Below are 14,315 nucleotides of genomic sequence, written 5' to 3'. Positions count from 1 at the left end.
CGGCGACAGCCGCCGGGGCGGGATCAACCGCCCGGCGGCACCACCGTGATCCTGGCCGGTACCGCCCGGCCGATGCCGCGCAGATTGGGCCGGTACATGTCCTCGACCAGCGACGGCGGTACCGCGTAGACGCCCGGGGTGACCGCCCTGACCATGTAGAACACGTGATCGGTATCGCGCCGGTCGAGCTTGAGCGCGGCCACATAGCGGTCGTCGCGATACTCCTCGTAGCGGATCTCGGCGGCCCGGTCGCGCTCGCTCAGGGTGATGCCGTCGACCACCACGTCGGCCCACTGCTTGGCGTCGCTGAGATTGAAGTTCTCGATCTCCAGTCCGGCCGGCAGCAGCTCGGTCAACAGCGCGTCGGGCATGTCCTGGTCGGCGCTGACGCTGACCGCGGCGATCAGCACGTCGCCCTCCTCCAGCGCACCGCCTTCCCAGGGCTTGCCCTCCGGCGTGAACCAGCGGCGTTCGACCTTGATCACCGAGGCGTCCGGCGCCGGTGCGCTGCGCGGCACGCCGGCGACCTCCAGGTTGGCGTACAGGGGCACCTTCCCTTGCGGGCTGAAGCGCACCCCGGACAACAGCCCGGCATGATCGAAGTCGCGACCGATGTAACGCGCCTCGGCGGCATCGCTGATCTTTCCATCGACCAGCCATTGGCCGGAGACGCGATTGCCCTGGTCGGCCATCAGCGCCTTGCCCAGTCGCGCCAGCGCGACCTGCTCCTGGGTGCTCAGCCACAGCCAGCCGCGGTTGCGGCGGCTGTCGAGTTCGCGGCCCAGGTCGACCACCCGTGCGTCGTACTCGGGCCTGGCGAGGTCGTGTTCGTGCACCAGCGCGATCATCAACGCATCGTCGCGCACGCGGCTGCCGTAGTCGCCCAGATAGCGCGGCCGCGACGCCGAGCTGCGGTCGAAACCGGCGGCGATCGCACGGGCACCACGTGCCTTGTCGCCCTGCAGGCTCAGCGCCAGGCCCAGGTGCACCAGCGGCAGTCCGGTCACGCTCTTGTCGCGCTCGTTGTCGTACATCGCCCGCAGCGTGCCCAGCGGCGCGCGGTTGACCCGCGCCAGCGCGTAGCCGGCGTAGGCCTTGTAGGCGAACTTGAGATGCTCGCGGCGGTCGTAGCCGAAATAGGACGGCCCGCCGGCCAGCAGATCCTCGTTGAGCACCTTCAGCGCCTTCTGCAGCATCGCATCGGGCACCGCGAAGCCGGCTTCGCGCGCATCGAGCAGGAACTCGACGATGTAGGGCGTGATGATCGGATTGACGTAGTCGCCATCGCCCCACATCGAGAAGTGTCCGGAGTTGATCTGCATTCCGGCCAGGCGCGCGAACGCGCCTTCCATGCGATGACGGCGCTTGCCCTCGCCAAGCCCCTCGATGCCGAGCATCTTCGCGGTCGCATCGTCCAGTTCCAGCGTCGCGTAGCCCTTGCTGGTGGTCTGCTCGGCGCAGCCGTACGGGTACTTGAGCGCGCCGTCGAGCGCGCTGGCGAACGGGATCGGCGGCAATGCGCTGACCGACAGGCGCGCGGTCACCGAGCCGGGCATCAATCCGTCGGCCAGGCCCGGATCGAGCTGGATCGCGGCGAGCTCGTCGAGCACCCGGGTACGGGCGCGCAGCACCGACGGCCAGGCCGGGCGCACCGGCAGGTCGTACTTGCGGTCGACCTTGTAGCCGTTGCCCTCGACACGGACCCGGACCTGGGCGACGTCGTAACCCTCGCGCGCGGTCAGCGGGAAATCGAGCGTGGCCTTGCCCTCGACCTTCAACTCGACACTGCGTTCGCCGCCATCGACCGAGAGCGGACCGATGCCGTCGACACGGACCTTGAAGCTGCCCGGCTTGTCGGTGAAGTTCTGCACGTCGAGGGTGACCTTGCTGCGGTCGCCCGGCGCCAGCACCCGTGGCAGGCTCGCCTCGGCCAGCACCGGCGCCCGCACCACGGTCTCGCGATCGCGGCTGCCGTAGTGGCCGCCGGCATAGACCAGTGCCGACACCCGCAGGGTGCCGTTGAAGTCCGGCACCGGCAGCGCCAGGCGTGCATTGCCCTTGCCGTCGAGCTTGACCGGCCCGGCGAACAGGTCGACGGTCTGCACCCGCGCGGTCGGACGCCGTGCCTGCACCAGCGGCTGCAAGGCCATGTCGCCGCCGAAGCGGATCCGCGCCAGGCTGCCGTCGAAGCTCTCGATCACGCGGCCGTAGACGTCGTAGGCGTCGACGCCCAGTCGCCGCTGGGCGAAGAAATGCGCGGCCGCATCGGGTACCGGGAAGCGGGTGATGTTGAGGATGCCGACGTCGACCGCGGCGACGGTCACCCAGGCGTCCTTGCCGGCCAGCTCGGGCACGCTGACGGTCACCGGCATGTCCTGCTCGGGACGCATCATCTCCGGCGAAACCAGGCCGACCGCGACCTTGCGGTCCTTGCGGTCCATCACCACGTGGGCGACGCCCACCGCCCGCGCCGGGGTCACCTTGCTCGGTGCGCTGCCGCCGCGGAACACCAGCGCGGTCACGTAGACGTCATGGCGCTCCCAGTCGGCGGTGACCGGAATCTCGACCTTGGTGCCGGCCTTCACGTCCACGCCCTGCACGAACAGCATGCGGTCGCTCTCGACCATCACCAGGCCCCGCCCCTCGTGCGGCGGGGTCAGGGTCACCTCCAGGGTGTCGCCGGCGCGGTAGCTGGTCTTGTCCAGCGACAGCTTGACCTTGTCCGGACGCGCGTCGAGGCCGCGGTTCTCGTCGTTCCAGCTCCAGCCGGCGGTGAACGGGTAGCGCGTGGTCAGCCGGGTCTGGGGGTCGAACACGTCGATCCGGTAGTCGCCCCACTCGACCGGGAAGTCGATCCGCAGCGGCGCGCTGCCAGCCTCGACCTCGCGCGTTTCGATGTCCTCGAAACGGCGGACGAAGTCGTAGTCCCAGCCGTGTTCGTCGTCGTGGTTCCAGTGGTAGTCGCGATGCTCGCGCACCAGGGTCACCCGCAGGCCCTTGCCCGGACGCGGCTTGCCGTCGACGCCGAAACGCCCAAGCTCGAAACCGGCGCTGGCATTGGCGTCGGTTCCCTCCTTGTCGTCGAACAGCGGGCGCACGCCGACCAGGGCCTCGGCCGGCCACAGCACCCGCTTCAGATTGCGATTGACGCTGCGTCCGCCGGTCTCGAACAGGCTCCCGGACACGATCGCCGCGACCGGCGTGTCGGCCTTGACCTCGGCCGGCAACTTGATGTCCGCGGTGTAGCTGCCGTCCTCGCCCAGCTTGGCGTCGACGACCTCCTTGGCCTCGCGCGGCAGATCCACGGTGGGATCGCCGAAGAACCAGCCCGGCAGGTTGTCGAGCGGATGCTGTTCCACCGCGACCGCGAGCTTGGCGGTGAAGCGGTTGCCGGCCGCCGAGGCGCCATACAGGTAGGCGCCGGTGGCCTTGAGCTTCAGCGCTTCGCCCGGCTTGAGCACGGCCTGCGCGCTGTCGAGGTCGAGCTTCATCCGCTCCGGCAGGAACTCCTCGATCCGCAGGGTCATCCCCTGCACCGCCTCCTTGCTCGCCGGGTCGCTGCGGAACTCGATCTTCCAGCGTCCGGTCGCGGCATCGGCCGGGATGGTCTGCTCATGGCGAACGTATCCGCGCGGATCGGGGCTGAGCGCGGACTCGATCAGGATCTTGCCGTCGGGCTGCACGTAGCGCACGTACAGCGGTTGTTTGGACAGGTCGCCGCCGCTGCCGCCGGCCTTCAGCGGCTGACCGTCCTGGTCGCGCAACAGCGCCGACACCCGCACCGTCTCGCCGGGCCGGTACAGATCGCGACCGGACCAGGCGAACACGTCGAACCAGGCCTGCTCGCGTCCCGAGACGGCGAACTCGGACAGGTCGAGCGCGGGCTGGTTGAACGGCAGCATCGAAACGTCGCTGCCGCGCTCGGCGACCAGCACGTGGCCGGCATCGAGGCTGTATTCGAGCATCGCGTTGCCGTGCCGGTCGGTCTCGCCCTTGAGCACGGGCTCGCCCTTGGCGTCGAGAATGCGCAGCCCGGTGCCGCTGACCGGCGCGCCGCTGGCCAGCGAGGCGGTATGCACGAACAGCGTGTCCTTGTAGGCGCGCACGTGCAGGCCGAGGTCGCTGACGGTGAAGAACGCGGTCTCGAAGTCGTCGCCGAAGCGGCCGGTGCGCTTCATCACCGCGAAGTACAGGCCCGGTTCCTGCAGCTCCCGGATGTCCTGCAACGGCAGATGGGTCAGCACCCGTTCGTTGGGCTTGCCGCCGAGCACGAAGCGGTTGACGTAGACCGGTTCGGCCAGATCGCCCAGCGGTGTGTTGTCGCGGTAGTTGGCGTCCAGCTGCCAGCCGTCGCGGCGGCCGCCACGCTGGTACTCGCTGAAGAACCTGGGCAGGGATGCCTCGCGCACGCGCAGGAACTCGACGTCGACCTCGTCCACGTTGACCGAAACCACCGGCAGGCCGCGGCTGTCGCGCGCGGGCAGCACACTGCCCTGGGAGGCGAAACCGACCACCGGTTCCAGCGGCCCGGTATGCACGGTCTTGACCAGTTCCCGGTCGAGGCGGTCGCCGGCGGCGGCGGTCAGGCCGGCCTTGATGGTGACGGTGTAGTCCTTGTCGGCCTCGACATGCGGAAACCGCAGCACCTTGCCTTCGTCGTCGAGCACCCAGCTGCCCGATACCGCCGCGCCCTTGGAGCTGGCGACCGCGATCAGGGCGTCGAAATCCTGCGAGCCGACCACCGGCTGGGTGAACTCCAGCGCGATCGCCAGCTGCTCGTCGTGCTGGTCGGGATAGGCCGAAGCCAGCGCGAAACCGGCCTGCGTGGTCGCCGCCTCGGCCTGGATCTTCTCGCCGCTGGTGGCGGGCAACTGGCCGTCCTGGTCGCGCTGGCAGGCGGTCGGGAGCAGCAGGGCGAGCAGCAGCAACGCAGTCCATCGGCCACCGCCGCGGCTGCGGCCCTCTGCGGACTTGCGCAAGCGACTGATCCCCATCGTGGTACTCCCCCTGGCTGCGGCTTCCGTGACGTCGCGCCAGTATAGACCTGCGTCCGTGACGAAAATTTCGCGCGACACCAGGGCTCCGGCGCGGCAAAAAAGAACGCCGCCCGAAGGCGGCGTTCTCGATCGCAGGAACCGTCTGCGCCCGGCAAGCGTGGGATCAGGCCGTCGGATCCGGCTGTTCGCCAGCGACCTCCTCGGGTGCCACGGACGCGGCTCCGGCGGCGTCCGCCAATGCCGGATCGATCTCGCCATCGGCTTCGTCGCCGCCATCGAGCGAGGCGTCCAGACGCTCGACCGCCTGCAGCGACTCGTCGGCCGCCAATCGCATCAGGGTCACGCCCTGGGTATTGCGGCTGACCTGCGAGATCTCGGCCGCGCGGGTACGCACCAGGGTGCCGCCATCGGAGATCAGCAGCACGTCGTGCTGCTCGCTCAGCTGCACCGCGCCGACCAGCTTGCCGTTGCGCTCGGTGGTCTTGAGCGCGATCACGCCCTGGATGCCGCGGCCCTTGCACGGGTACTCGTCGACCGGGGTCCGCTTGCCGTAGCCGCGCTCGCTGGCGGTCAGGATGTCGCCGTCGCCCTCGACCACGATCAGGCTCACCACCTCCTCGCCGTCGGCCAGCCTCATGCCGCGCACGCCGGTGGCGGTGCGACCCATCGAGCGCACCTCCGACTCGGCGAAACGCACCGCCTTGCCATTGCTGGCGAACAGCATCACCTCGCGGTCGCCGTCGGTCATCTCGACCCCGACCAGGGCGTCGCCGTCGTCGAGCTTGATCGCGATCTTGCCCTTCTGCAGGCGGAACGCGTACTCGGTCAGCGGGGTCTTCTTGACCGTGCCGTTGCGGGTCGCGAAGAACACGAAGCGGCCCTCGTCGTACTCGCGCACCGGCAGCACCGCCTGTACGCGCTCGCCCTCCTCCAGCGGAATCCAGTTGACGATCGGGCGTCCGCGCGCGTTCGGGCCGGCGTCGGGCAGCTGGTGCACCGGCAGCCAGAACACCCGTCCTGCGCTGGTGAAGGTCAGCAGGGTGTCGTGGGTATTGACCAGCCACAGCTGGTCGATGAAATCCTCTTCCTTGGTCGCCGCCGCGCTGCGGCCGCGGCCACCGCGCTTCTGCGCGCGGTAGCTGGTCACCGGCTGGCGCTTGGCGTAGCCGGCGTGCGACAGGGTCACGACCACGTCCTCCGGCGCGATCAGATCGAGGATGTCCAGGTCCTCCTCGCTCTGCCGGATCTCGCTGCGGCGGGCATCGCCGAACTCTTCCTTGACGTTGCGCAGCTCGGTGCGGATGACCTCCATCAGCACCTCGGGATTCTCGAGGATCTCGATCAGGCCGCGGATGACCTCCAGCAGCTGCTTGTACTCGTCGGTCAGCTTCTCCTGCTCCAGGCCGGTCAGGCGGTGCAGGCGCATCTCCAGGATCTGCTGGGCCTGGGTCTCGGTCAGTTGGTAGGTGCCGTCGACCAGGCCGACGCCCTTGGGCAGGTCGTCCGGACGCGAGGCCTCGGCGCCGGCCGCGGCCAGCAGGCTGCCGACCAGGCCCGGTACCCAGCGGCGGGCGAGCATGCGCTCCTTGGCGACCTGCGGGTTCTCCGAGGTCTTGATCAGCTCGATCATCTCGTCGATGTTGGCGAGCGCGACGGTCAGGCCTTCCAGGATGTGGGCGCGCTGGCGGGCCTTGCGCAGCTCGAAGATGGTGCGACGGGTCACCACCTCGCGGCGGTGGCGCACGAACACCTCGAGCATGTCCTTGAGGTTCAGCAGCTGCGGCCGGCCGTCGACGATGGCGACCATGTTGATGCCGAACACCGACTCCATCTGGGTCTGCTGGTAGAGGTTGTTCAGCACCACCTCGGCCGACTCGCCGCGCTTGACCTCGATGAAGATGCGCATGCCGTCCTTGTCGGACTCGTCGCGCAGCTCCGAGATGCCCTCGATGCGCTTTTCCTTGACCAGCTCGGCGATCTTCTCGATCAGACGCGCCTTGTTGACCTGGTAGGGGATCTCGGTGACGACGATCGCCTCGCGGCCGGTGCTGTCGTTGACCTCGACCTCGGCGCGCGCGCGCATCCGCACCCGGCCGCGGCCGGTGCGGTAGGCGGTGATGATCCCGGCGGTGCCGTTGATGATGCCCGCGGTCGGGAAGTCGGGACCGGGGACGTACTCCATCAGCCCGTCGATGTCGATCTCGGGGTTGTCGATCAGGGCGATGGTCGCGTCGACCACCTCCGACAGGTTGTGCGGCGGGATGTTGGTCGCCATGCCGACCGCGATGCCGGCCGAGCCGTTGACCAGCAGGTTCGGCACCCGCGTCGGCAGCACCGACGGTTCGAGTTCCTTCTCGTCGTAGTTGGGCTGGAAGTCGACGGTTTCCTTGTCGATGTCGGCCAGAAGTTCGTGACTGAGCCGCGACATCCGCGCTTCGGTGTATCGCATCGCCGCGGCGTTGTCGCCGTCGATCGAGCCGAAGTTGCCCTGGCCGTCGATCAGCATGTAGCGCAGCGAGAACGGCTGCGCCATGCGCACCAGGGTGTCGTATACCGCGCTGTCGCCGTGAGGGTGGTACTTACCGATCACGTCACCGACCACGCGGGCCGACTTGTAGTACGGCTTGTTGCTGTGCGCGCCGAGCTCGTTCATCGCGTACAGGACGCGGCGGTGCACCGGCTTGAGTCCGTCCCGGGCGTCGGGGAGCGCGCGACCGACGATCACGCTCATCGCGTAATCCAGGTAGCTGCGACGCATCTCGTCTTCGAGGTTGACCGGGATGATTTCCTTGGCGAGATCGGCCATCAGGTTTCCGTATTGGGCGTTGGATCGGCCACGTTGCGCCACCCGCGGACAGGCCGATCCGGCGCCGCCCGGGACGACGCGCGCAGCGCCATCAAAAAGACGTGAAATCTTACCACAACACGGCCCCTCCCCGCAGCCTCGGGCACGGCCGATTTATGGGCAGAAACAAGGACTTGGCGCGTCCGCCGGCGGTCCCGGCGCGGCCCGGACCGATGGCGCGGATTCAGCCGCCGAACGCGGCCCGCATCGCCGCCGCGTCAGGGCGCTCGATCACGCCCTGCTCGGTGACGATCGCGTCGATCAGTTCGTGCGGGGTCACGTCGAACACCGGGTTCCACGCGGCGATGTCCGGGGCGGCGGTACGCACGCCGCCGATCGCGAACATCTCGCCGGGATCGCGCTCCTCGATCTCGATCGCGTCGCCGCTGGCGGTATCCATGTCGACGGTCGAGGACGGCGCGACCACCATGAACTTCGCGCCATGGTGGCGGGCGGCGATCGCCAGCTGATAGGTGCCGATCTTGTTGGCGGTGTCGCCGTTGGCGCAGATCCGGTCGGCGCCGACGATCACCCATTGCACCGCCCCGCCCTTCATCAGGTGCGCGGCGGCCGCGTCGGCGACCAGGGTCGGCGCGATCCCGTCCTGCTGCAGCTCCCACGAGGTCAACCTCGCGCCCTGCAGCCATGGCCGGGTCTCGCCGGCGAACACGCGGGCGATCCGGCCCTGGGCGACGCCGGCGCGGATCACTCCCAACGCGGTGCCGAAGCCGGCGGTCGCCAGCGAGCCGGTATTGCAGTGGGTCATCACCCCGCTGCCTTCGGCGATCAGGGCCGCGCCCAGCGCGCCCATGCGGCGATTGGCGGCCAGGTCCTCGTCGGCGATCGCCTGCGCCTCGCGCGCGATGACCTCGTGCCAGTCGGCGCCGGCGGCGGCCAGCACCCGGCGCATCCTCGCCAGCGCCCAGGCCAGGTTGACCGCGGTCGGGCGGGCGGCATTGAGCCGCTGCATCGCCGGTTCCAGCCGCTGCAGCGCCTGCGCGCCGTCGGCCGCGTCGATGTCGCGCGCCGCCAGCACCACGCCCCAGGCGGCGGAAATGCCGATCGCCGGAGCGCCGCGCACGATCAGCAGGCGGATCGCCTCCGCGACCGCATCGCTGTCCGCGCAACGGACGTATTCGACCTCGAACGGCAGCTTGCGCTGGTCGAGCAGTTCAAGGGTATCGCCGGTCCAGCGGATCGGGCGGATGCGGTCGTAGCGGTCGAAGTCGATGGCTTGCGTCATCGATAGATTCTAACCGCTGGCGGGTGCGCGCAGCGGACCTCGACCGCGGGCGCTCAGCGGACGCTGAACTCGGCCCGGCAGCCGCTGCCGACCCAGATGCCGTTGCGATCCCAGCCCCAGCTGCTGTCGCGGATGCACGGCGCGCGCGACAACTGCCGCGACAGGACCACGCCCCTGGGCACGTGCACGCTGCAGCGTTGGTGGCGGCCGTCGCGCGACTCGCAGCGCACGATCCGGCCATGTCCCGGGTCCGGCGTCGGACGGTGGCCGCCACCGCGACCGGTCACGAACTCGGCGCGACACCCCCGGCTGACCCAGATGCTGCCGCGGTCGTAACCCCAGCTGTGGCCCTCGACGCAACTGGCACGCGACAGCTTGCGCGACAGGCGCACGCCGCCACGGGTGTCGGCCGGGCAATGCCGGGTGCGGTTGTCCTGCGACTCGCAGCGCACCAGCCCGGTGCCGTAGCCCGGCGGGGTGCCGCCGTAGCCGGCAACGAATTCGGCACGGCAGCCACGGGTCACCCACACGCCGTTGCGATCCACGCCCCAGCTCTGCCCTTCCACGCAGGAAGCGCGCGACAGCTTGCGCACCAGGCGCACGCCGCCACGGGTATCGGCCGGGCAGCGCTGGGTACGGTTGTCGCGGGACTCGCAGACGAAGGGACCGCCGCGACCGTTGTCCGGGTACGGATCGGGATAGTTCGGATAGGTCGGGTAACCGGGGTGGCCGCCGCCCGGATAGGGCGTGCCGGGCGCGGTGGGGCCGCCACCGAAGAACCCCGGATCATAGATACAGCCTGCGCAGGCCAGCACCAGTACCGGCGCGAGCATCCGGATCAACGCACCCATTGCCTGTTCCCTCCCGATATGACTTCGTCATCGCGCATCGCGTGACTGCTTCCACGGTACCGCGACCACCTGAATCCCCGCCCGCCAGCGGACGATCGCGGCGCAACCGATCCTGAACGGACAAGTGACGGCGCCGATCGCCACCGTAGTGACACGCCGCCCGACACGCAATGCCCCAAGCGCCCGGTTACCGTTCCCGCGTCACGGATTCACGCCCGCGCGAAGTCGAACGCCAGCACATCGCCGATCCGTCCGCTGCCGAGCATCGCCATCAGCAGCCGGTCGACGCCGAGCGCGACTCCGGCGCAGGCCGGCAGACCGGCCGCCAGCGCGTCCAGCAGGCGCTCGTCCACCGGGGGTGACGTCTGCTGGCGGCGCGCACGCACGCCGCCATCGTGCAGGAAGCGCCGCCGCTGCTCGCCGGCATCGGTGAGCTCGTGGTAGCCGTTGGCCAGTTCCAGCGGGCCCAGGTACAGCTCGAAACGCTCGGCGACCGCCACGGCGTCCCCGTCTTCGCGAACCCGCGCCAGCGCGCACTGCGAGGCCGGGTAGTCGATCACCGCCAACAAGGTGTCGCGATCGAAGCCGGGTTGCAGGCGATGGGTCATCAACAGATCGAGCCAGTCGTCGCGACCCAGCCCGCGTGGGTCGATCTCGATGTCGCCCAGCGCGGCGCGCAGGCCGGCCTCGTCGGTACTGGCCGGATCCACCCCCAACCGCTGCCGGTACAGCTCGTGGTAACCGATCGTCTGCAGCCGCGCGCGACGGTCGACCAGGGCCAGCGCCGCCTGCACCAGCTCGGCGGTCTCGGTCACCAGACGTCGGTGGTCCCAGCCCAGCCGGTACCACTCCAGCATCGTGAATTCGGGATTGTGGCGGCCGCCGGCCTCGCCGTCGCGGAACACCCGGCCCAACTCATAGCAGTCGCCGAAACCGGCGGCGAGCAGGCGCTTGAGCGGAAACTCCGGCGAGGTGCGCAGCCAACGCGTGCGCGGCGCGCCATCGGTGCGACCGCTGAACTCCAGCGCGAAGGAGGCGATGTTCGGATCGGTGTTGCCGGCCACCGACATCACCGGGGTCTCGACTTCGGTGACGCCGCGCTCGGCGAAGAACGCGCGGATGCGGGCGTTCAAGCCTGCGCGCAGGCGCAGCGCCTCGAACGAGGCCGAGGGTTGCCAGCTCACCGGCCCCGCCTCGCGGCACGGACCGGATCGCGGCCCACGCCGCTCCTGCGGCCACGGCCAGGAACGGCGTTGTTGCGGTTCATTCGTGCTCCGCCAGGAACGCCAGCAGGCGCGCCTCGTCCCAGACCTCGACACCGAGCTGTTCGGCCTTGGCCAGTTTGGAACCGGCAGCCTCGCCGGCGACGACGAAGTGGGTCTTCTTCGACACGCTGCCCGACGCTTTGGCGCCCAGCGCCTCCAGCCGGGCCTTGGCTTCGTCGCGGGTCATCGCCGACAGCGTGCCCGTCAGCACCACGGTCTGGCCATCGAGCGGGCCGACGGCGGCGGCCTCGCCCTCGGGCATGCGCGCGAACAGCTCGGCCATCGCTTCGCCGCAGCGCGACAGCAGCGCCGCATGCGGCGGTTGCGACAACCACCCGGCCAGTGCGCGCGCCGAGTCCGCGGGCAGGCCGGCGGTCACGAAGGCGTGCTCGGGCGCATCCCGCAGCGCGGCGGCGTCGGAGAATGCCGTCGCCAGCTGTTCGGCGCGCAGCGCGGTGACCTTGGGAATCTCCATGTCGGTCAGCACGGCCGCCAGACCCAGCGCCTCGCGCAGCTTCGGCGACGGCGTATGGGTATCGGCGATCGTCACCCCGCGTTCGAGCAGGTCATCGATCACCTGCTGGTTGCCGGGCTGGTCGAAAAAGTGACCGATGCTGCGCGCGACCTCGCCGCCGATGTCCGGCACCCGCTTGAACAGCGGCCACGGCAGGCGCCGGATCAGCTGCAGGTCGCCGAACCACGCGGCCAACGCCTTGGCCGTGCTCTCGCCGACGTGCTGGATGCCCAGCGCGAACAGGAAGCGCTCCAGCGAGGCCTTGCGGCTGTGGTCGATCGCCTCGATCAGGTTCTCGGCCCACTTGGTCGCGACCTTTGCGCCCTTCGCCCCGGCCTTTTCCAGGTGAGCCGGCGTGGTGCCGTCGCGCTCGTCGGCGCGCCGCTTCATCTCCAGCAGGTCGTCCAGTTCCAGCTTGAACAGGTCGGCCACGCTCTGGATGTAGCCCAGATCGTCGAGTTCCTCGACATAGCGCTCGCCCAGGCCCTCGATATCCATCGCCCGGCGCGAGGCGAAGTGACGCACCGCCTCCTTGCGCTGCGCCGCGCAGGTCAGTCCGCCGGAGCAGCGGAACACCACCCCGCCCTCGTCGCGGACCAGCTCCGAACCGCACACCGGACACTGCGCCGGCATCGTCCACGGTTGCGCGTCGGGTGCGCGCATGTCGGCCACCACCCGCACCACTTCGGGAATCACGTCGCCGGCGCGGCGCACGATCACGGTGTCGCCGACGCGCACGTCCAGGCGCGCGATCTGGTCGGCGTTGTGCAGGGTCGCATTGGTCACGGTGACGCCGGCGACCTGCACCGGCTGCAGGCGCGCGACCGGGGTCGCCGCGCCGGTGCGGCCGATCTGGATGTCGATGCCCTCCAGCACGGTCGACTGTTCCTGCGCCGGGAACTTGTGCGCGATCGCCCAGCGCGGCGCGCGCGAGACGAAGCCCATCTCGCGCTGGCCGGCGTAGTCGTCGAGCTTGTAGACCACACCGTCGATGTCGAACGGCAGGCTGTCGCGGGCGGCGCCCATGCGCCGGTAATAGCCGAGCAGGCCGTCCAGGCCGGTGACCACGTCGCTCTGGCCGCTGACCGGAAAACCCCACTCGCGCAACTTCGCCAGGGTCGCCGAATGGGTGTCCGGCAGCTCGCCGCCCTCGACCAGCCCGACGCCGTAGGCATAGAACGCCAGCGGCCGGCGCGCGGTCACCCGCGGATCGAGCTGGCGCAGCGAACCGGCGGCGCCGTTGCGCGGATTGGCCAGCACCTTGTCGCCACGGCCTTCCTCGGCGGCGGCCAGCGCCCGCGCGTTGTAGGCCTGGAACTCGGCCAGCGGCATGTAGACCTCGCCGCGGACCTCCAGCACTTCGGGCCAGCCCTCGCCGCGCAGGCTCAACGGAATCGCCTTGACCGTGCGCAGGTTGGCGGTCACGTCCTCGCCGGTGGCGCCGTCGCCGCGGGTCGCGCCCTGGACGAAGCGGCCGTGCTCGTAGCGCAGGCTGATCGCCAGGCCGTCGAGCTTGGGTTCGACCGAGAACACCGGCGCCTCGCGGCCGATCCGCTCGTCGATCCGGCGCACGAAGTCGGCGACCTCCTCGTCGCTGAAGGCATTGCCCAGCGACAGCATGGGCAGCGCGTGGCGGACCTCGTCGAACGCGCCCGACGGCGCCGCGCCGACGCGCTGGGTCGGCGAGTCGGGGCTGGCCAGCTCCGGGTGCGCGGCCTCCAGCTCGTCCAGCTCGCGCAGCAGGCGGTCGTACTCGGCATCCGGGATCGCCGGATCGTCGAGCACGTGGTAACGGTAGTTGGCGTCGTTGAGCTGACGGCACAGCTCGGCGATACGGGCGGCGGGATCGGTGCTCATCTGTGTGGCTGCATGTCCCAATGGACGGCTGTGGCAGCGGCGTGAGCCGCGAACGCGTCCTGACAGGTAACTTCTAACTTCATCGCGGCTTGCGCCGCTGCTAGGTAGCGCTCCCGGAAACCTGGACGCGAATCACCAGCGGCCGGGTTTGCTCAACGGCGGCGCTTCGCGCTGGCGGTCGTAGGCGCGCAGCTCGTCGCGGATGTGGGCGATGCGCTGACGGCCGAGCGCATTGCGCTGCTCGTCGAGGACGATGCCGTCGAGCAGCTCGGCCATCCGTTGCGCGGTGGGCAGCATCGCCTCCCAGGCGTCCAGCGCCGGCATCGGCGCGGGCAGGGTCAGGAAGAATGCGATCGCCGGCGTCTCCAGCGACTGGATCTCGGCCATGTCGAAGCTGCCCGGCTTCATGATGTTGGCGACGCTGAACACCGGGCCGCGCTCGGGATGATGCTCGACCAGGCGGTGGAACACGCCCATGTAGCCGTAGACCAGGCCGGCCTTCTCGGCGGCGACGACGATGTCCGGACCGTGCAGCTTGTGGCCGGCGCGCGCGGCCAGATAGAGGGTCACGATCTTGTCGAACGCCTCGCTGGTGCGGCGACCCAGTTCGCTGCCGCCGCCGGCGTCCGGCGTCTCTTCGGCGGCGAACAGGTTGCCCTGGCTGGCCGGCGCGCGCGCGTCGCCGCCGTCATCGGCGGCGGCACCGGAATCGCCATCGCCGGCCCCGGATGCGAGGGTCTCGC

7 protein-coding genes are annotated in these 14,315 nt (G+C 70.0%); all 7 read right to left on the bottom strand.

Annotated features, from left to right (window positions below):
* Positions 1 to 23: 23 nt before the first annotated feature.
* The gene (locus FKV24_RS05390; RefSeq protein ID WP_425481583.1) at positions 24 to 4,979 is read right to left on the bottom strand and encodes an alpha-2-macroglobulin family protein; all 4,956 of its coding nucleotides are present in this window, start codon (positions 4,977 to 4,979) and stop codon (positions 24 to 26) included.
* A 181-nt stretch (positions 4,980 to 5,160) separates the two neighbouring features.
* The gene (gene gyrA / locus FKV24_RS05385) at positions 5,161 to 7,803 is read right to left on the bottom strand and encodes a DNA gyrase subunit A (protein ID WP_141481645.1); all 2,643 of its coding nucleotides are present in this window, start codon (positions 7,801 to 7,803) and stop codon (positions 5,161 to 5,163) included.
* Positions 7,804 to 8,026: 223 nt separating this feature from the next.
* On the bottom strand, positions 8,027 to 9,085 hold the full coding sequence (mtnA, locus tag FKV24_RS05380; RefSeq protein WP_141481644.1) for an S-methyl-5-thioribose-1-phosphate isomerase: 1,059 nt from the start codon (positions 9,083 to 9,085) through the stop codon (positions 8,027 to 8,029).
* Positions 9,086 to 9,138: 53 nt separating this feature from the next.
* The gene (locus FKV24_RS05375; RefSeq protein ID WP_111266244.1) at positions 9,139 to 9,936 is read right to left on the bottom strand and encodes a DUF3011 domain-containing protein; all 798 of its coding nucleotides are present in this window, start codon (positions 9,934 to 9,936) and stop codon (positions 9,139 to 9,141) included.
* A 209-nt stretch (positions 9,937 to 10,145) separates the two neighbouring features.
* Positions 10,146 to 11,120, bottom strand: a complete 975-nt coding sequence (gene epmA / locus FKV24_RS05370) for an EF-P lysine aminoacylase EpmA (protein ID WP_141481643.1) — start codon at positions 11,118 to 11,120, stop codon at positions 10,146 to 10,148.
* 79 nt (positions 11,121 to 11,199) lie between these two features.
* Positions 11,200 to 13,572: an NAD-dependent DNA ligase LigA gene (ligA, locus tag FKV24_RS05365; protein WP_141481642.1), complete on the bottom strand. Its 2,373-nt coding sequence runs from the start codon at positions 13,570 to 13,572 to the stop codon at positions 11,200 to 11,202.
* Between the two features lie 132 nt (positions 13,573 to 13,704).
* Positions 13,705 to 14,315 (bottom strand): cell division protein ZipA (gene zipA, locus FKV24_RS05360; protein WP_141481641.1); only part of this gene is annotated, 611 nt, incomplete at its 5' end.

The organism is Marilutibacter maris, assembly GCF_006546735.2.
GTDB lineage: Bacteria > Pseudomonadota > Gammaproteobacteria > Xanthomonadales > Xanthomonadaceae > Marilutibacter > Marilutibacter maris.
The sequence above is the reverse complement of the archived record's forward strand: the minus strand, read 5'-3'. Positions and strand labels throughout refer to the sequence as shown.

What these genes read in the sequence shown, in the direction of transcription:
- ligA (WP_141481642.1), bottom strand. Translation starts at nt 13,572, where the DNA reads ATGAGCACCGATCCCGCCGCCCGTATCGCCGAGCTGTGCCGTCAGCTC.
- FKV24_RS05375 (WP_111266244.1), bottom strand. Translation starts at nt 9,936, where the DNA reads ATGGGTGCGTTGATCCGGATGCTCGCGCCGGTACTGGTGCTGGCCTGC.
- mtnA (WP_141481644.1), bottom strand. Translation starts at nt 9,085, where the DNA reads ATGACGCAAGCCATCGACTTCGACCGCTACGACCGCATCCGCCCGATC.
- gyrA (WP_141481645.1), bottom strand. Translation starts at nt 7,803, where the DNA reads ATGGCCGATCTCGCCAAGGAAATCATCCCGGTCAACCTCGAAGACGAG.